At 66.6% G+C, this 17,367-nt stretch carries 18 protein-coding genes and 1 pseudogene; 10 read left to right on the forward strand and 9 right to left on the reverse strand.

Annotation, left to right across the window (positions count from 1 at the left end; translation table 11 throughout):
* Positions 1-27 precede the first annotated feature (27 nt).
* Both AB0B96_RS28175 and AB0B96_RS28180 read left to right on the forward strand, forming a co-directional pair.
* Positions 28-933 carry a LysR family transcriptional regulator gene (locus AB0B96_RS28175; RefSeq protein WP_362903342.1) on the forward strand — a complete coding sequence of 302 codons (906 nt, stop codon included), beginning with the start codon at positions 28-30 and terminating at the stop codon, positions 931-933.
* A 208-nt stretch (positions 934-1,141) separates the two neighbouring features.
* Entirely contained in the window at positions 1,142-1,297 is a 156-nt protein-coding gene (locus AB0B96_RS28180; RefSeq protein WP_362903526.1) for a hypothetical protein, read from the forward strand.
* Here AB0B96_RS28180 and AB0B96_RS28185 read toward each other — a convergent pair.
* Both AB0B96_RS28185 and AB0B96_RS28190 read right to left on the reverse strand, forming a co-directional pair.
* A pseudogene (locus tag AB0B96_RS28185) lies at positions 1,245-2,462 on the reverse strand (MFS transporter); the annotation flags it as partial. The gene AB0B96_RS28180 and the pseudogene AB0B96_RS28185 overlap by 53 nt on opposite strands.
* Before the next feature lie 57 nt (positions 2,463-2,519).
* Positions 2,520-2,672: a hypothetical protein gene (locus AB0B96_RS28190; protein ID WP_362903344.1), complete on the reverse strand. Its 153-nt coding sequence runs from the start codon at positions 2,670-2,672 to the stop codon at positions 2,520-2,522.
* A 59-nt stretch (positions 2,673-2,731) separates the two neighbouring features.
* Between AB0B96_RS28190 and AB0B96_RS28195 the strand changes: the two genes are divergently transcribed.
* Positions 2,732-3,124: a hypothetical protein gene (locus AB0B96_RS28195; RefSeq protein ID WP_362903347.1), complete on the forward strand. Its 393-nt coding sequence runs from the start codon at positions 2,732-2,734 to the stop codon at positions 3,122-3,124.
* A gap of 23 nt (positions 3,125-3,147) precedes the next feature.
* On the forward strand, positions 3,148-6,222 hold the full coding sequence (locus AB0B96_RS28200) for a tetratricopeptide repeat protein (RefSeq protein ID WP_362903349.1): 3,075 nt from the start codon (positions 3,148-3,150) through the stop codon (positions 6,220-6,222).
* 309 nt (positions 6,223-6,531) lie between these two features.
* Here the strand turns inward: AB0B96_RS28200 and AB0B96_RS28205 are convergent, their stop codons facing one another.
* Both AB0B96_RS28205 and AB0B96_RS28210 read right to left on the reverse strand, forming a co-directional pair.
* Complete coding sequence (locus AB0B96_RS28205) at positions 6,532-7,572, reverse strand: hypothetical protein (protein WP_362903351.1); 1,041 nt, start codon at positions 7,570-7,572, stop codon at positions 6,532-6,534.
* A 187-nt stretch (positions 7,573-7,759) separates the two neighbouring features.
* The gene (locus AB0B96_RS28210) at positions 7,760-8,695 is read right to left on the reverse strand and encodes a helix-turn-helix domain-containing protein (protein ID WP_362903353.1); all 936 of its coding nucleotides are present in this window, start codon (positions 8,693-8,695) and stop codon (positions 7,760-7,762) included.
* 162 nt (positions 8,696-8,857) lie between these two features.
* On the opposite strand from AB0B96_RS28210, the gene AB0B96_RS28215 reads away from it, so the two are divergent.
* Positions 8,858-9,115 carry a hypothetical protein gene (locus AB0B96_RS28215; protein ID WP_362903355.1) on the forward strand — a complete coding sequence of 86 codons (258 nt, stop codon included), beginning with the start codon at positions 8,858-8,860 and terminating at the stop codon, positions 9,113-9,115.
* Entirely contained in the window at positions 9,112-10,458 is a 1,347-nt protein-coding gene (locus AB0B96_RS28220; RefSeq protein WP_362903357.1) for a serine hydrolase domain-containing protein, read from the forward strand. The genes AB0B96_RS28215 and AB0B96_RS28220 overlap by 4 nt, the downstream gene beginning before the upstream one ends.
* Here AB0B96_RS28220 and AB0B96_RS28225 read toward each other — a convergent pair.
* From AB0B96_RS28225 to AB0B96_RS28240, 4 genes are all read right to left on the reverse strand, one after another.
* Positions 10,422-10,709, reverse strand: a complete 288-nt coding sequence (locus tag AB0B96_RS28225; RefSeq protein ID WP_362903359.1) for a hypothetical protein — start codon at positions 10,707-10,709, stop codon at positions 10,422-10,424. The two genes, AB0B96_RS28220 and AB0B96_RS28225, sit on opposite strands and share 37 nt — an antisense overlap.
* A gap of 258 nt (positions 10,710-10,967) precedes the next feature.
* The gene (locus tag AB0B96_RS28230) at positions 10,968-11,618 is read right to left on the reverse strand and encodes a hypothetical protein (RefSeq protein ID WP_362903361.1); all 651 of its coding nucleotides are present in this window, start codon (positions 11,616-11,618) and stop codon (positions 10,968-10,970) included.
* Positions 11,602-12,036: a hypothetical protein gene (locus tag AB0B96_RS28235; protein WP_362903363.1), complete on the reverse strand. Its 435-nt coding sequence runs from the start codon at positions 12,034-12,036 to the stop codon at positions 11,602-11,604. Before AB0B96_RS28235 ends, AB0B96_RS28230 begins: the two co-directional genes overlap by 17 nt.
* Positions 12,033-12,716, reverse strand: coding sequence for a hypothetical protein (locus AB0B96_RS28240; RefSeq protein WP_362903365.1), 684 nt, complete (start codon positions 12,714-12,716; stop codon positions 12,033-12,035). The genes AB0B96_RS28235 and AB0B96_RS28240 overlap by 4 nt, the downstream gene beginning before the upstream one ends.
* Before the next feature lie 222 nt (positions 12,717-12,938).
* Between AB0B96_RS28240 and AB0B96_RS28245 the strand changes: the two genes are divergently transcribed.
* The 3 genes from AB0B96_RS28245 (at position 12,939) to AB0B96_RS28255 (ending at position 15,074) form a co-directional block, all read left to right on the forward strand.
* A complete protein-coding gene (locus AB0B96_RS28245; RefSeq protein WP_362903367.1) occupies positions 12,939-14,123 on the forward strand; it encodes a helix-turn-helix transcriptional regulator in 1,185 nt (394 codons plus the stop codon).
* A 7-nt stretch (positions 14,124-14,130) separates the two neighbouring features.
* Positions 14,131-14,589 carry a GNAT family N-acetyltransferase gene (locus tag AB0B96_RS28250; protein WP_362903369.1) on the forward strand — a complete coding sequence of 153 codons (459 nt, stop codon included), beginning with the start codon at positions 14,131-14,133 and terminating at the stop codon, positions 14,587-14,589.
* A gap of 176 nt (positions 14,590-14,765) precedes the next feature.
* A complete protein-coding gene (locus tag AB0B96_RS28255; RefSeq protein WP_362903371.1) occupies positions 14,766-15,074 on the forward strand; it encodes a 4a-hydroxytetrahydrobiopterin dehydratase in 309 nt (102 codons plus the stop codon).
* Between the two features lie 209 nt (positions 15,075-15,283).
* On the opposite strand, the gene AB0B96_RS28260 is transcribed toward AB0B96_RS28255, so the two are convergent.
* Entirely contained in the window at positions 15,284-15,736 is a 453-nt protein-coding gene (locus tag AB0B96_RS28260; protein ID WP_362903373.1) for a hypothetical protein, read from the reverse strand.
* Positions 15,737-16,135: 399 nt separating this feature from the next.
* Between AB0B96_RS28260 and AB0B96_RS28265 the strand changes: the two genes are divergently transcribed.
* On the forward strand, positions 16,136-17,367 hold a 1,232-nt coding region (locus tag AB0B96_RS28265), incomplete at its 3' end, for a hypothetical protein (protein WP_362903375.1).

Here is a 17,367-nt window from a genome sequence, read left to right on the forward strand (position 1 = left end):
GCGAAGGGCGAGAACTACTGTGTCCGTGTGTACCTCATCAGCGATTCCCTTCGATACTTCCTCGAAGTGGCGCGCACGGGAACGATCGCGGAAGCCTCCGAGAGACTCCACATCGCGGCCTCGGCGATCAGCCGGCACATCGCTCGACTGGAGCAGTCAATGGGTGTGCAGCTGTTCGACCGGCATCCGCGCGGCATGATCCCGACCGAGGCCGGTCAGCTGCTGGCCGACCATGCACGCCGCAACCTCATGGAGGAGGGCGACCTCCTCGACAGGCTCCGGGACCTCCACCGCTCGGGCCGTTCACTCATCACGGTGTCGTGCACCGAAGGCTTCGCCGAGGACTTCCTCCCGGTCGAGATCGCACGCTTCCGTGAGCGTCATCCCGCCGCGCGTGTGCACCTGACGGTCACCGAGCCGGAGGCGGCCACCCAGTCGGTTGCCGACGGATCATCCGATGTCGCCATGACCTTCAGCCTGGCACCGGCGTCCGGGGTCCGTATCGAGTACTCGTGCCAGGAACCGATCGTGGCGCTGGTGCCGGACAGCCATCCCCTGCGCGAGCTCGACAGCGTCTCGCTGGCGGACCTCCAGGACTATCCGCTCGCGCTGATGGCTGGGGGAAGCACCCTCCGCGAGCTCTTCGACGTCTGCTGCTCCGCGGGAGGCCTGTACTTCGAGCCCGCGCTGACCAGCAACTCGTCGAGTGCGCTGAACGCCCTGGCCAGGCGAACCGGTGCGGTGACCCTGACCGGACTTCTGAGTTCTCGGCATCTGGTCCAGGACGGTTTCAGCACCGTCCCGCTGACGAATCCCGAGCTGCTCCGCCGCAACCTCCAGGTCCAAACCATGGCCCAGCGCACGTTGCCCGCACCGGTCAGCGCCTTCGTGCAGCAGCTCGTGACAGCCGTCGAGGCCAGCGGTCTCGGCTGAGCCCCGTCGTCAGGGATCGGACACGGCCAGCTGGCACGGTGCTCACTGTCGTCACCGCCAATGCAGTCTACTGAGGTCGAATCGGAAGTTCTCGTGATGGTTCATCGCGATTCATGTCAGGATTTCCGGCGAGGAGGAATCCACCGCGCTCGACATCCGCCGCCTGCGCCTCCTCAGCGAGCTGCGCTCGCGTCAGACCATCGCCGCGGTGGCGATCGCACTGCACCAGAGCCCGTCGTCGATCTCCCAGCAGCTGTCGATCCTGGAGCGCGAGGCCAGGACGCCACTACTGGGGGAAGCTCAGGGAGCCTTCCTCTCCATGGAAGGAGTACGGCGCTACCGAGGCAGAGCACTCCGGCCATGAGGAGTGACCAGCGACTGGTCGAGGCGGTCGCGATCACGCCGCCCAGGGTGATGAACAGCGGTTGGACCGTCCGGGAACTGACCGACCAGGCAGTGGTGACGCGAGCCATGAGTCCGTCCGGGGTGGAGTTCATGCGGTAGGTCGCGAAGATCGGATTGAAGATCCCAGCGCACAGGAGCAGGCAGAAATCCACCGAGGTGATGATGGGTACGGCCCAGGGGCCGGTGCCGACGAAGGCCATCGGGATGATCCATACCGTCCGGGCGACTCCGAAGACGAGCAAGGTGCGTTGCACGCCCAGCAGGGTGACGACTTTGCGGGAAAGCGTCGCGCCGAGCAGTCCCCCGAGGCAGGGGACGCCGAGGGCGATGCCGTACTCCAGCGGTGTAGCGCCTATGTCCTTGAGTATCAGGACGGCCATGATGGGAGAACTCCACATGATCGCGCCACCGAAGAGCATGGCGTTGAAGTAGAGGGGCCGAAGGCCGCGGTGGCGGAGGATGAAGGTCCACCCGGCAAGGAGTTCTCTCCTGGACTTTCCGTCCTTGACTTCATCGGCTGGGAAGGGGGCCAGCCGGCGCAGGAGCACAGCCGACGCCAGGAAGCTCACCGCGTTGACGGTCAGGGTTGCCAAAGGGCCGGCAACGCCTATCAACGCGCCGCCGACGGGTGGTCCGGCTGATTGGGTCGTCCAGTTCACGGTGTCGAGCCGAGCGTTGGCCGATGTCCGGTGCGCAGGAGCGACCACGTGCTTGATGTAGGCCTGACTGGCTGAGCCGTTGACGATCGTGCTGCTCGTTTGCACGACCGCGACCACACAGAGGTGGACATAGGTCAAAGCGCCGAATGTTGCTGCAAGTGGGACGCTGGCCAACGTAGTGAATTGCAGAAGATCGGCGGCTACCATCGTGGACCGCTTCTCCCTCCGCTCCACAAGGTTGCCCAGCGGCAGAGTGATGATCGCGCTGGAGATGGCACCGATCGCGGCGAGCAGGGAGACCTGTAACGAACTTGCGTCCAGCACCATGATTGCGATCAGAGGAAGCGCGCCGACGCTGAGAGCTGAGCCGACCGCACTGACCGTGTACGACTGCCAGAGTCGAAGGAAGTCCCTTTCGAGTCCGCCGCGCCCAGATGTGAGTTCTGTCGCGGACGGCGCACTCACGGGTGATCCTCCCTGACGCTGATCAGCTTCAGCAGTGTCGCATCAGCACGCTACGACTCAGTGGAACATCATGCTCCTGACCAGCCCCAGTCTGGTATTGCTTTTGCGGTCGCCGCTGATGACACGACCCGACGTCGCGTAGGTGATGTTGGCGTCAGGTCGCAGGTGTTGGCCGTTCGCGAGCGTCTGCTTGACCCGAATAACGGACATCTTCGAGTTATCACATGATCACATTGCGCGATGTTTCTGCGTGATCGATGATGACGGGTATGCGCGGAGGTGTGCTCTTATGGGGCGGCGCCGGGGTTGCGGTGGTCGCCATGACGGGGCTGGGTGTCTACCTGGTCCGGGTGGGGCTGGACGCGGCGGACAAACTGGCCAGCGTCTGTGGGCTGTTCGTCGCGGTGGCCGGGCTGGGGGTGGCGGTGTACGCGCTGATCGCCGACCCGGCGCGCGGCGGCGGCGGAGTGCGGCAGCGGGCCACGGCCACCCGGCGGGGCCGGGTACGGCAGGCCGGCCGCGACATCAGCGAAGGATCACGGCCTGTGGTGTTCGACAACGGCTCCGCAGCCGACGAGGCGCACCGTGAGGTGCGGCAGCGAGGCAAGGCCACCGGTGATGGCCAGGTGGATCAGGCCGGCCGCGATATCCACCAGCGGTGAGCTGGCGACGCAGGTCACCCAAGGTGACCCAGCACGCGCGGGCGACCGGACTGGCCAGTATCGTCCAGGCGGCCGGCGACGTCATCGTTTACGGCGGGGAGGAGCCTTACCGGTGGGCGCCGTGGCCGGCGCCGGCGGTGCCAGAGGCGCGGGCGCAGCCCAGTGAGCTGCTGCGGGCGGCGAACGCGCTGGTCGGCTTCACCGGTCGTGACGCGCTGCTCGCGCGGTTGCGGCAGTGGCGGGGCGGGGATGCCACGCTGGCGGTTCATCTGATCCATGGGGCGGGCGGGCAGGGCAAGACGCGTCTGGCCCATCGGGTGGCACGGCTGTGGCAAGGCGAGGGGTGGGTCGTGCTGGCGGCGCACCATCAGCGCGACCGCTCGGTGCCCGCAGAGTTCGAGGTTCCCGATTTCGACGGGGCGGCCGGGGTGCTAGTGGTGGTGGACTACGCCGAACGGTGGGAAACCGCGGACCTTCTGACGCTGTTGGCCGACATGCGAGCACGTGCCGGGCTGGCGGTGCGAGTGCTGCTGCTGGCCCGCCCGGCCGGCACCTGGTGGCAGAGCCTGAAGGGGCGGATCCAGCGTGATATGCACCTGGTGCCCACCCGGGAGGAGCTGGCGCCGCTGGAGCAGGAGAGCGGCATCACCCGTCGCGGGTTGTTCACCGAGGCCCGCGACCGCTTCGCCGAATTGCTCCAGGTGCCCGGCGCCGACGGCGTCGCGCCGCCACCGGCATTGGAGCGGAACGAGGCGTACCGGCTGGTGCTGACCGTGCACATGGCCGCCCTCGCCGGGGTGCTGGCCCATGACCGGGGCCAGCCATCTCCCGCCGATCCGGTGCAGGTGTCGGAGCTGTTGCTGGCACGTGAGCGAGACCATTGGGAGGCGATGTCGACCCCGAGCCGAGCCACACCACTTGCCACCACGGCGGACACGATGGGTCAGGTTGTCTATACCGCCACTTTGACCGGCCGGCTCGGCTACGTCGACGGCAAGACCGCCCTGGAACGGGCGGGTATCGATTCCGCACTGGCCGCCGGGCAGCTCCTCAAGGACCACGCGGTGTGCTACCCGCCCGCGGGGACGCCCGGACCGGCACACCTGGAGCAGCGGTCCCCGGCGGGCCGGGGCGGCGTCACGGTGCTGGAGCCGTTGTACCCAGACCGGCTGGGCGAGGATTACCTCGCGCTCTGCACCCCGGGCCACTCCTTCGACTTCCCGGCCGATCCGTGGGCGGAGGAGGCGCCGGCCCGCTTGCTCGCCCCGCCGGACGGCGACCAATGCGCACAGCCAGGTGACGGCGTCGCGGTCTGGGTCCGCCAGGGGCTTACCACGTTGATCGAAGCATCGCGCCGCTGGCCGCACCTGGCCACCACGCAGCTGTATCCGCTGCTGAGCGCCCATCCACACCTCGCGCTGCACGCAGGTGGGGCCGCGCTGGCAGAGCTGGCAGGGCTGGAAACCATTGACACCACGCTGCTGGAGGCCATCGAATCCGTACTGCCCGCGCACCGGCATATCGATCTGGACATCGGCATCGCGGCGGTCACCGATCGCCTGGCGAAGCACCGACTGGCCGCCACCGACGATCCGGTCACGCGCGCTCGCATCCACGAGGGTCTGGCGGTCCGCATGTCCTACGCCGGCCTGCACGTCCGCGCACTGGCCGAAGGCCAACAGGCCACCCAACTGTGGGATCACCTGGTTCAGACCATCTCCTATGCCTACCTGCCCAACCTGGCCCTCTCGTTGACCAATCACGCGGGCCGGTTGGCAGATGTGGGTTGGCGGGCCGACGCGGTCATCTTCTCCGAGGCAGCCGTCGGCCTGTGGCGGGAGTTGGTGTCGGTCGACCGGGAGGCATACCTGCCCAACCTGGCCTTCTCGTTGACCAATCACGCGGTCTGGTTGGCGGAGGTGGGGCGACGGTCCGAGGCGCTCACTCTCTCCCACGAAGCCGTCGATCTGTGGCGGGAGTTGGTGTCGGTCGACCGGGAGGCATACCTGCCCAACCTGGCCAACTCGTTGACCCTTCGCGCGGTCCGGTTGGCGGAGGTGGGGCGGTGGTCCGAGGCGCTCACTCTCTCCCACGAAGCCGTCGATCTGTGGCGGGAGTTGGTGTCGGTCGACCGGGAGGCATACCTGCCCGACCTGGCCGCCTCGTTGCACAACCACGCGGTCCGGCTGGCGGAGGTCGGGCGGCAGGCCGAGGCGCTCACTCTCTCTGAGGAGGCCCTCCACCTGCGGCGGGAGTTGGTGTCGGTCAACCGGGACGCCTACCTGCCCGACCTGGCACTCACGTTGACCAATCATGCCAACCGGCTGGCGGAGGAAGGGCGGGCCGAGGCAGTGATCCATTCGCAAGAAGCACTCGACCTGTATCGGGAGTTGGTGTCGGTCAACCGGGAGGCATACCTGCCCAACCTGGCCGCCTCGTTGCACAACCACGCGAACCGGCTGACAGAGGAAGGGCGGCAGGCCGAGGCGCTCACTCTCTCCGAGGAGGCCCTCCACCTGCGGCGGGAGTTGGTGTCGGTCAACCGGGACGCCTATCTGCCCAACCTGGCCAACTCGTTGACCAACCACGCGAACCGGCTGGCGGAGATGGGGCGGGCCGAGGCGGTGACTCTTTCGCAAGAAGCCGTCGATCTGTGGCGGGAGTTGGTGTCGGTCAACCGGGACGCCTATCTGCCCAGCCTGGCCACCTCGTTGCACAACCACGCGCTCCGGCTGAGGGAGGTCGGACGCCTGGCCGAGGCGGTCACCATCTTCGAGGAGGCCGTCGGCCTGTACGGGCATTTGATGACGGTCAGCCGGGACGCCTACGTGTCCGACTATGCCGGAACTCTCGCAGTTCTTGGGGACCTTCTGATCGAAGTGGAACGGTTTCGTGAGGCGATCGAGCCCCTGCTCACAGCGTTTGTCGCCGCGCACGTGATGCCCGAGTACGCCGGAGACAAGCTCGGCACGGTCGTCGAACTGCTGCGCCGCTCCTACGCGGGCGATGCCGGCGGAGTGAGCGAGATGCACCTCTCGCTCACCGGTGAAGACGTTCCCGAATGGATGAAACACCCGCCCACCGACCCCGCAAGCTGAACGCCACGAGAAGGCCCATTCGTACTGACCTTGCCGTCCAGATAGGTATGGCTCTCCAGCGTCTTTTCGCGCACGTACTCCCGTTCCCCGGGCTGGTGGTGTCCCCTGGAGTGGTGTAATTCGTAGCGATAGGTGATCGATACCTACCAGAAGGTGAGCCATCGTGTGACGGTCACAGGGAAGGGCTGAATCCTCCATGGAAGGACACGTACACGATCCGGGAATGAACGCCGAGGCCAGCCCGCCTACCGCACACGTCACCATCGACAACCGACTCGGCGCCGTTCAGAAATCTGGGTCGTTGTGCTTCTATCGTGTCGGGGTGAAGGACGAGGCGACCAGCCAGACGACGGTGGCCGTGATGACGACCGCGACGGCGACTTTTTTCGCCTGTCCCAGAATCCTGTCCTTCGACGGTCCGTGGAACATCTGCCGTGCTAGGCGGGCGGTTTCGGCCCAGGAGATCCGCTGTCGGGAGTTCCGGACGGCCGACGCGACGAGGACGGCCGCGAGAAGCAGGTGCCATCGCACCGAATCGACGAGAGACATCCGGAAGTCCTCGTCGTAGCAGCGGACGTACTCCGCGACGTCGAGGAGTGGGAAAAGGAGAAGAACAGCCGCGACTGCGGTGCCGATCGGCCGTGCCCAGCGGGTGGAGGCCGCCGTCGCCGCCAACGCGACGAGAACGACCGGCAGGCCGATCTTGTCGGCATCACCGGACCACCGTGCGAGGTCGTTCGAGAACGACTCCAGAGTCTCGACGTCGGTGTAGAGGACCACGAGGAACCTGCCGGACGTGACCGGGAAGCGGTGGAACGCCGCCGCCCACGCCGCGGCGCCGATGGCACCCGCCCACAGGATGGTCCTGTGCCATCTTGGGGGAAGTGGTTTCCGGTGCAGCGGTGACCGGGCCGCCAGGAGCAGTGCTCCCGTGGCCGTCGAATAGCAGACGATCAAGGGCCAGGGCGGTACGGTCACACGCTCCTGCCCGGTGCACGGGTCGAGGCCCGGCAGGAGAAAGGCGATGAAGAGTCCGAACGCGAGCACGGTGCCGACCGCTGCGACCGCCGTGAGCGTGGCCCGACGCGACCCGCGCAGGAGAAGACCCGCCACGATGACCGGCAGCAGGAGAACATTCCAGAACAGCAGCTCGCCCGGCACGCTCACCAGCGCGTAAGGGCCCTCCGACGAGTAGAGGGCGGGGTTCGTCGCGGAACAGAACCAGCCGACGCTCTGCCTGCCGGCTCCGAACGTCGTCAGGATCACCGGCCCTGACACCACCAGAACCGCACCGAAGCGCAGCGCCGCCACCATCGGGGCTCGCGTTTCCGATCCGGGTTCCTGTGTCACGGCACCCTCTTCCGAAAACGATCAATTCGAGTGAGGGTAGCGGATGACCGTTGAGGAGCGGTCGGCTCACTAACGCCACTGGCCGTTCCGTTGTCGCTCAAAGCTCTGGAACGGAAGATCTTCCCGCGCGTCTTCCTTCCAGCCAGTGGCGAGCGGCCCCTCATCTCACGTGTCCCGGGGAGCATTTTCAGGGCTGAGGTTGCTCCAGCAAGCGGGCCTGGAGCGCTTCGCGCTGGGAGGCGGTCAGCCGGTCGGGGCTGGGCTCCATGGTGTAGGTACCGCCCTCAGCCTGGAGCATGAGCGGGTCGGCCAGGTCCGGATGCCGATCGATCGTGTCGAGAGCCTCGGCCGTACGCTCGGGTGGCCACCCCAGGGATGTGGCGAGTTCGTCCAGGGTGAGCGCTCGCGCGGCGTACACCAGTGCGGCGATGACGGTCAGGGCGTCACGCACGGCGGCGTCGGTGAGGCTGCTGCCGTGCATCTGCTCGCTGAGCCTGGCGAAGAAGTGATTCATCTGGGTGAGCCGGACCCCGGCGGGCGTGTCGGCGCCGAAGAGCTCGATCCCGCGCCGGGTGGCCTCCGTGACGTTCGCGTGCGCCTTGGTGTCGGCCTGCCAAGCCCGCAGCCAGGCGTCCTCGTGGACGGTGTAGCGCTCCCGCCGCCCACCGGGGTCGGAGGTCCGCCCCACCAGTTCCATCGTCTCCAGGTAGCCGATGGACTTGGACACCGAAGCTGGGCTTACCCGTAGCCGTTTCACCAGTTCGGCCGCGGTGAGGCCGTCGGCTTCCGCGGTGAGCAGGCTGGCGAGGACCCGAGAGGCCATCCGCTGCAGGCCGGTCCCTGACAGCAGCACCGCGAACTCCTCCACGAACTCACGCACCCGCTCGCCGGCTGACGGCAGCGGCTCGGGCTGGATGGTCCTACGGCGGCGCGCGCGCTTCGCGGCGGCTTGCTGGGCACGATCGGCGAGGTAACCGCCGGAGCGGGAGTTCCGTGCCACCTCCCGCGAGATCGTGGACGTCGGTCTGTCCAGCCGTCTGCCCATCTCGGCGTAGCCCACCCCCTCTGCCAGCCACAACGCGATCTGCTGACGCTCATCGTGGGTCAGCCTGCTCCCGGGCATTGTTGACCTCCAGTACTTTCACGAGCATCTCATTGCAACGGACGGCATTGCATTTCCCGCCATATCTGTTGCAACAATAGCTGCAGATCCAGGTCAATGTGTTGACGAGATCAAAAATGCAACATAGCTTTCACGCTGCTGGAAACATCATTGGAGGGTGAAATGCACGTCATGGCCATATCCACGATCACCGACGAGAAGCGGTTCTGGGATGCGCTGAAGAAGGCGCACGGCCGCCTCCCCAAGGGAGCGAAGTGGACGCTCGCGGTGGCCAGCACTGACGGGACCAGAGCGGTCAACATCATCGTCCACGACTCCATCGACGCCGTGCGGACCTTCTTCGACGATTACGCAGGCTCCGCTGCCAGAACGGAGTATCTCCAGGCCGACGCGGCCAACGCGGTGGGTCTGGCACGATGATCGAGGAGATCCTGGCGGATTACCAGGTCCCGGGCGCCACGATCGGCATCCTCCAGAACGGAGAGATCACCGACTTCGCGTACGGCATCAAGGACGTCACCACCGGGCAGCCCGCCACCACCGACACGATCTTCCAGTGCGGCTCCCTGACCAAGACCTGGACCGCGTTGGCCTTCATGCAACTCCTCGACGAAGGCAAGGTCGACCTGGACGAGCCGGTGCGCACCTACCTGCCGGACTTCCGTGTCGCCGATTCCGACGTCACCGCCCGTGTCACCCCCCGACACCTCCTCAACCACACCAACGGCATCGAGGAGGACATCGGCGACCCCGGCGAAGACGAGGATGTCTACGAGAACATGGTCGCCGCCATCGTCGACGCGCCCCAGTTCGCCCCGCTCGGCCACACCCACGGCTACAGCGCGGCCCTCGGCTACGCGATCCTCGCGCGCATCATGGAGGTGCTCGACGGCAGCCGCTGGGACGCCATCATGCGCGAGCGTCTCTTCTCCCCCATGGGCCTGACCAGCACGACCAGCCGGCGCGAGCAGGTGGACCCGGCGCGGGCCGCGACCGGACACCTGATCCGCTCCCTGGAGGAAGGCCCCGTCGTCACCCCCGTGGACTATCTGCCGCGCTCCTTCGGTCCCGGCGGCAACATCAACTCCACGGCCCGCGAGGTGCTCGCGCTGGCGCACGTCCTCCTCAACGGCGGACAGGCGCCGAACGGCGCGCGCATCGTCTCGGCCGCCGCCGTCCGCGAAATGATGACCTCCCGTGTCCCCGTCCCCGATCCCTACATGTTCGGCCCGCAGTGGGCGCTCGGCCTCATCGTGTGCGACTGGTACGGCGAGACCGTCTACGCGCACGACGGCAGCACCATCGGTCAGAACGCTCGCCTCCGCATCCTGCCGGACTCGGATCTGGCCCTGGTGATGCTGACCAACGGCGGGCCACGGGAGAGCATGTACCACAAGGTGTTCAACGAGCTTCTGGGGGACATGGGTGCCGGCGAGATTCCCGGCCTACCCGACCCGGATCCTGGGCTCAGGCTCGACCCGGCTCGCTACGTGGGTGTTTATGAGCGGCCGGGGACTCGCTTTGAGGTGAGTGCCGACAGTGCCGGGCTTCGGCTGACCACCTTCCTCGACCCCATGCAGGCGGCTTTCTCCGGGCGGCCGGAGCGCATCACCTACGAGCTGTTACCGGTCAGCGAGACGCACTTTCTGATGCCGCCGAGCGATCCTCTGGAGGACACCCAGACTGTGGCGATCTACGACTTCGTGGATGGGCAGGCGCAGTATCTTCACACGAACTGCCGGGCACACCCCCGGAGCGAGTGAGTTCGAGGGGCATGAGTACGGCTGGCGCGGGCCAGGATCAGTGCGGCGTACTCGCCGTCCTCGTCGAGCTTGGTCAGGCGGGTGTCGACGTTGCCGCGGATGCGTTCGGTGCGCAGGTCGGGCCGGTGGATGCCGAGCTGGGCGCGACGCCGTACGGAGCTGGTGCCGATGAGGGAACCGGCGGGCAGGTCGGCCAGGGCGACGCCGTCGCGGGTGACGACGACGTCGTGGACGAGGAGTACGTCGGTCACGGTGAAGCTGTTCCTTCCGGTGAGATTCTGATCGCAGTGTGTGACTGGCTGTGGGAGTGCGGACTGACTGCCATCGGATGGTGCCCCGCCGGAAAGAGCCAGCGGGGCACCATCATTTCGACCGAGGTGCGCGCCCCTCCAAGCAGGAGGTCGTACGGTCTCGCCTGGCCCTTCGGGCGGTCCCTGGTGGCGCACCACCGCCCGCGGGGGGCGTGGGCGCGACGGCACGGGAGGCTGGTCGCCGTGCCGCCGCGCTGCTCATGGAGCCGGTCTCGGCTCGGTGTGGTGCTCGTCGAGGTGTGCGGCGATGCGGCGCGCGACCTGCGGTACGTCATCGGTCGCAGCGGAGGTGGCGGGTTCTTCCATGAAGGTGGCGCCCCAGGTGAAGAATTCGCCGTTGTGGTCGGCCCACACGGTCAGTTCGGCGCCGATGACGAGGCGGGGTGGGCCTTCGTCGTAGGAGATCTCCGAGATGATCCGGTGTTCGTGCAGTTCGGTTCGCAGACGCCTCAGGGCGGTGATCGCGCCGGGGCGACGGGCGGACGCGTTCACCCGGTCGTCTGCGGGGGTGTCGTGGGACGGAATCACGACCGGTCCCCTTTCCTGCGGGACGTGGTGGGGTGGGACTCGTTCGTCGGGGCCTATGGGCAGGATGCGGGGGTGGGGAACGAGTCCCGGGGGCGGCAGTGGCGGTGGTGCGATCTGTTGCGGCTCGACGTCGGCCTGCTGCATGAGGTCCCACAGTTCGGCGGCGCTTTGGGCGTGGATGATGCGGCACTCGCGTGGGTCGGCGCACTGCCATGCCTCGAAGCGGCGGTGTCGCAGGCTCCACATGACCAGCCAGGTCGGCGCGTACTGCTGCACCTGTCTGGCGGCGCGGGTGGCGTCGGCGTCAGCGCGGGACAACATACTGTGCCGGGATCACGTCGGCCAGCAGCGGGAGCTCGCCTTCCAGGAGGCTGGCGGCGGGGCGGGCGTGCAGGATCCGGTAGTGCTCGGCGAGCTGGGCCGCGGCCACGGGCAGCCTCAGCGCGGAGCTGAGCAGGGGTGAGCCGGAGTGGCTGCGTTCGGGGCTGGTCCACCAGAAGTTCTCGCCGTCGGTGTAGGCGAGCAGGCCGAGGAAGACGGAGACGATGGCGTTGCCGGAGGCGAGGGGGTGGACGTCGGCCGAGATGCCGTAGACGTTGTCCAGGATGGCGGCGAGTTTCTCGGCGAGCTGGACGGCGGTCGGCTCTTCGGCTGGGTGTGACGGCGCGGCGGCGTTCGCCTGGGAGACTGGACTGCCGCCGCGCCTGCTCATGGGGTTGCCCTGTGGGGCCGCGTTCATGCTGCGACCTTCCAACGGTGGGGCTGGTGCCGTTGGGGTGAAGGGGTGTTCGGGGGGCGGCTCCGGCCGGAGGCGACGGTGGGCCCCGGCCGGAAGGTCTGGGGGGCGAGCGGCCAGGCGGCCGACTTCAATCCCATGCTCGGAGGTGAGGCACTGTGGTCGTGCGCGCGGGCCGCGATGCGGGCCCTGCGGTGGGCGAGAGTGTCGCGGGCGAGCGCCAGGCGGGTCGCGCGGTCGGTTCGCGTCTCGACCGGGCGGGGCGCGGGGCGTCGGCTGTCGTCGCGTCGGGCCGGTGCGGTGGCGGCGGGCCGTAGGGCCGGGCGAGGGAAGGGGGAGGGTGGCGTCCGCTCGGGCAGTGGCGTGGGTGCGGCCGGAGCGGACGGCTCGGAGCGGCGCTGCGCGGGGACCAGGGCGATGACCTCGGCGGGCGCCACGGCGACGGGCTGCTCGGCCATGGGGAAGGGCTGTGGGCCGGTGCGGCGGCGCGCTTCCAGGCGCATCGCCATCAGCGTGCCGGTCGGCTGCGCGTACTCGTGGTCGATGGCCTGGCCGGGGCAGTGGTGGGCGTAGGGGGCGTGTCCGCAGACGGCGCATCCCATCGGCAGCGGCGGCACGTCGGCGAAACAGGTACAGCCGCTTGTCGTGGTCCGGTCGAGAACCGGAGCATTAGGGTTGTTCATCGGGTCAGGACTCGCTTCCTGATCAAGGGGCCCGTCCTGGTGTCAGATACCGGTGGCGGGCTCCGCTGTTTATGGCGACGGTGAGGAACGCCTACCGGCGCGTCACGTCTGTGAGTAACGTTTCCAATACCAAGGGTCATGGTCTAGGTATTGGCTGTCCCCTGCTGTCCGCAGAAACTGTGGACAGCGGTGGACGACGGTGGACGCGCCAGGAGCGGAAGCATGGACTCGGAGACGTTCGGCCAGACATTGCGTCGCCTGCGCGGTGACCTGTCGATACGCGATGTGGCGAACCGCGCCAAGTGCGGGAAGAGCTACGTATCGGCATTGGAGCACGACCGCCGCACTCCCAGCCCTGCCGTCGTCGTCGCACTCGACGAGGCGTTGGATGCTCGGGGCGAGCTCATCGCCGCAGCCAGGCAGTCATCGAGGCCGTCCGTGCTGGAGCGGGCCGAGGAGTTGCGCCGGGGCATGACCGACGTACTGGCCAGCGGAGGAATGAGCGATGCCGGTATCGAGGATTGGGGACACGTTGTCGGCCGTTACGGACGGGCGACCAGGTATCGGCCCGAGGCTGATCTTCTCGCCGACCTGTTGAGTGACTTCTCTGACCTGCTCCAGGTGCTTGAGCATCGTCACCCTGCGGCGGTTCGGCGCAAGCTTGGCGTGGTCGCGGCACACCTGTCGGGGCTTGTGGCGCTGACGCTGCTCAAGTTGGGGGATACCCGTTCGCGGGACTGGTGGCGAACCGGTCGAGCAGCTGCTGCTGCTGCGGACGATCGGGCGGCGCAGTCGTGGATGTATGCGCAGGAGTCCTACGCGCTCTATTACGGCGGCGACATGATCGGTGCGATCGAGTTGGCGCAGCGGGCGCAGAGCCTCGCCGGGGGTGAGCCGTATGTGGGGGCCGCCCTGGCGGCGGCGCTGGAAGCACGGGCGCATGCCGTGCTGGGGGACAGGGACGCCGCAGAGTATGCGCTACGGCGGGCGGAAGAGGCACTGGAGCGTCTTGATCCCGACCTCATCACGGCGTCGGCCTTCGGCTACAGCGAATCTCAGCTGCGATTCCATGCCGGGAACACGTGGACGCATCTACGGGAGAGTGGCAGGGCTTGGCGGGAGCAGCAGCGGGCGCTGGAGCTGTACCCCGAGGAAGAGCACACGGACCGCACGCTGATCCATCTCGACCGGGCCCTGTGCCTGGCCCACGATGGAGATATAGCGGCAGCGGCGGCGCACGCCACTACTGCTCTCGTCGCGCTGCCTCACGAGCATCGCAGCAGCCTGATCATTGACCGTGCCCGACATCTGACCAATAGTGGGTCTGCATCACGATTGAAGTTGCCGGAGGTGCAGGTGCTGAAGGAGATTCTCGCGTTGCCTGCTGGCCGCGATATGGAGGGCTGAAGAGCTGATGACGCTCACGATCGAGCAGGCCCGGCCGGAAGATGCGCTCCTGATCTCGGAGCTGATCGAAGAGATCGAGATCTACTACGGGGCGAGCGACATCTCGCCCGAGGAGGAACGCGTTCGGCAAGTCAAAGCCCTGCTCTTCGGTGAATCCCCGGTCGCACGGGTGCTGCTCGCCCGAGATGAAGATCAGGTGGCGGGGATGGCCTCCTACTCATTCCTCTGGCCGGCGGCCGGGGCGTCGCACTCGCTGTTCCTGAAGGAACTGTTCGTCCGGGAGCCCGCTCGACGTCGAGGCGTGGCCCGTCTCCTCATGGAGCGCGTACAGCAGATCGCCACGAAGAGCGGTTGCAGCAGGGTCGAGTGGCAGACCGAGCGTGACAACATCGATGCGCGACGCTTCTATGAGGCGATCGGCGCGTCGGTCCACGACGGGAAGATTTTCTATCGCGTCGACGCGTAGGCGGTGCTGTCGTAGTCAGCCACTGCGGCGATCGCGGAGGGCACGGGATCGGCTCGGCTGCGTCAGGAGCTGAGGGAAATCCCTCGCCACGCGACCGCTTGGGCAGGCACCTCGTCCGGCAGAGAACTGAATGAGATCATTTCTCAGTTCAACTGACTGCAGACGCGGAGATACCGATGCCCCCTCAGCTGTTGTCCGAAGAGCAGATCGTCGTCCAGTTGGCCGAGCTGCCAGGGTGGGAGCGTGAGGGGCAGGCCATAGCCCGAACGTTCAAGCACGCCTATCACGAGTGCGTACATCTGGCCATGTACGTCGCGGCCAAGGCTCGCGAGGTCGGTCACCATCCTGATATTCACATCACCTGGCAGCGGATCCGATTCGTGATTACTACTCACGACGCCGGGAACCGCCTCACCACCAAGGACTTCGAGCTCGCCCGCCATATTGACGCGATCGCCATTGGACACGGCGCCGAGGAGGTCTGAGCGTACGGTTTTCCTGCGTGTGCTTCGAGCGCGGCGGTGTACGCCTGGGAGGGTGATCTACTGCCGCACCGGATCACCTCGGGTGAGATCCCGGCAGGTCGACGCCTCTGAGAAGGCTCCTGATCAGGCATTACGCTGTCAGGGGCCTTCTTGGTTTCTTGATCGTTTGAGCTTCTTGCCAACGCCCTTGCTAACAGGCTTGGCTCCGATCACCCTCCGAGCGTGGTCAGCATGAAGTAGCGGAGGGGGCCGCCGACCAGGATGGCGACTGCACCCGCCAGCCACATCGGCGCATGATCTTTCCCTCTGGACAGTAGCAAGGCCCCCCGATCGTGTGGTCTCTGCACACCCACTTGAGCGATGTGAACGACCAGTGCGAGCAACACCGACAACACGGTGTAGGCGTCGGAGCTCACCCTGGCATCCCAGATCATGACGACATCCACGATCAGTCCGAGAAGGCCGGCGCCGACAATGAGTACTCTGCCCCTCTTCGGTACATCGAGACGAGCGGCGTTCATCAGCGCGATGACGGTGACGGCGGCAACCCCGCCGAGGACGGCCACGTATCCCTGCGACTGAAGCCGCCACGGCCGGGGACGTTCAGCCACCATCGGTGGCTGAGACGGCACATCCGTGGACACCACAGGAACAACCTCCAAGCGCTGATCTTGGAATTCTTATCCCATTCGGCCTGGCTCCGCCAGATGTCAGCACCAGTAGACCCGCTAGGTGAAATGCCGTCCATCGTTTCAGCATGGACTCGATCACCGCGCTTATCGCGGCTGGCAGGTGTTCGCGGGGCGGCCATCAGAGCATGGCCCGAATGCCTGTCAAGACGCCGAGGATATTGCTGAAGCGCCCCGTTATGGCCACCTTGAATGCTCTTGCTGTGCTCCCGCCCTGGCGTTTGGATCTAGGAGGGTGCTTTTCTGCGGTGCGTCACATACGGCGGGTTCCAGACACCTCAGCCGTGCCGCCGCCTGTTCTGCCCGGCCAGGTCCTCTCACAGTGAGCAGGGCATCGACCTGTGCTATCTGCCAAGAGAAGGAGTCGTGATCTTGACTGCGCTGACCTACACCATCCTCACCGACCCGACATCCCTGGAGGCGTCAGTGAACGGGCGCTCTCCGTCCACGGGGACGCTGTATCTGATGGTCACCAACACCGGGAAGACGGTGCCCTGGTTGAGGATCGAGGTGAAGGTGCCCCTTGGCGACGGTGCCGGCCATCTCACCCAGAACATCAACGCGATCAACCCGAAGGGCGAATACACCGACACCCAGTCGAGCTCCCAGGCAGCCACTCAGCCAGTGATCGTCCAGCAGCAAGGCGCCGACGTTTTCCAGGTCACCACCCAGAGCGGTCGTTTAGAAGCTTTCGCACCTGGCGACCACATGGTGCTGACACTGGAAAACGTCACCGTCGCTCCCACTGCAGGTGTGGTCGTGCTGATGGTGACCGAGACCGTCAGAACCGGTAGAGGATGGCAGGTCAGCGACGCGGCCGTGCCGGTGGTGAAGGCCACTCCCAAGGAGATTCCGGCACCGCGCGACTTCCGCCCGGACAAAACCATGCTGGACACCGGAGATGGCCTCACCCTGAGCTGGGACGGGTCTAACGACTTCAGCTACGAGATCCGGTTCCCCGGCGGGCAATCGGCCATCACTCCAGGAACGCGTACCTGGTCGCCGACCGACGCCCCGAAGCGCGCTACCACCTACATCCTGGTCGCCACCGACCCGACCACTCAAAAGCAGCACTTCCTCACCACGACTGTGCAGGTACGCCATCCCGTCCTGGAAACCCTCACCGCCACGACCGGCATCGACACCCCCTGGGTCCAGGGAACGACGAACAAGGGGCGCGTCGCCTTCACCGGCACAGGGGTGGAGATCTTCAATGACTCCGGCGGGCAAGGGACGGTGACGGCCGACAGGGCCGATCTCAACGGTGTGAATACCGAGTGGGTGCAGGGGCGGAGCGCTGACGATGGGAAGGTTACTTTTCCCAAGGATGGGCTTGATGTTCGTCAGGGGAGTGGGGCGTGGGGGACTGTGCACGCTGACAGGGCCGACCTCAACGGCATCAACACTGAGTGGGTGCAGGGGCGGAGCGCCGATGATGGGAAGGTTACTTTTCCCAAGGATGGGCTTGATGTCCGTCAGGGGAGTGGGGCGTGGGGGACTGTGCACGCCGACAGGGCCGACCTCAACGGCATCAACACTGAGTGGGTGCAGGGGCGGAGCGCCGATGATGGGAAGGTTACTTTTCCCAAGGATGGGCTTGATGT

Origin of the sequence: Streptosporangium sp. NPDC049046, assembly GCF_040649155.1 — a bacterium.
GTDB lineage: Bacteria > Actinomycetota > Actinomycetes > Streptosporangiales > Streptosporangiaceae > Streptosporangium.

Coding starts and splice junctions, on each gene's coding strand:
- AB0B96_RS28190 (WP_362903344.1), bottom strand. CDS start 2,672: ATGTCCGTTATTCGGGTCAAGCAGACGCTCGCGAACGGCCAACACCTG.
- AB0B96_RS28210 (WP_362903353.1), bottom strand. CDS start 8,695: ATGCCCGGGAGCAGGCTGACCCACGATGAGCGTCAGCAGATCGCGTTG.
- AB0B96_RS28215 (WP_362903355.1), top strand. CDS start 8,858: ATGCACGTCATGGCCATATCCACGATCACCGACGAGAAGCGGTTCTGG.
- AB0B96_RS28250 (WP_362903369.1), top strand. CDS start 14,131: ATGACGCTCACGATCGAGCAGGCCCGGCCGGAAGATGCGCTCCTGATC.
- AB0B96_RS28220 (WP_362903357.1), top strand. CDS start 9,112: ATGATCGAGGAGATCCTGGCGGATTACCAGGTCCCGGGCGCCACGATC.
- AB0B96_RS28195 (WP_362903347.1), top strand. CDS start 2,732: ATGCGCGGAGGTGTGCTCTTATGGGGCGGCGCCGGGGTTGCGGTGGTC.
- AB0B96_RS28245 (WP_362903367.1), top strand. CDS start 12,939: ATGGACTCGGAGACGTTCGGCCAGACATTGCGTCGCCTGCGCGGTGAC.
- AB0B96_RS28235 (WP_362903363.1), bottom strand. CDS start 12,036: ATGAACGCGGCCCCACAGGGCAACCCCATGAGCAGGCGCGGCGGCAGT.
- AB0B96_RS28240 (WP_362903365.1), bottom strand. CDS start 12,716: ATGAACAACCCTAATGCTCCGGTTCTCGACCGGACCACGACAAGCGGC.
- AB0B96_RS28255 (WP_362903371.1), top strand. CDS start 14,766: ATGCCCCCTCAGCTGTTGTCCGAAGAGCAGATCGTCGTCCAGTTGGCC.
- AB0B96_RS28230 (WP_362903361.1), bottom strand. CDS start 11,618: ATGTTGTCCCGCGCTGACGCCGACGCCACCCGCGCCGCCAGACAGGTG.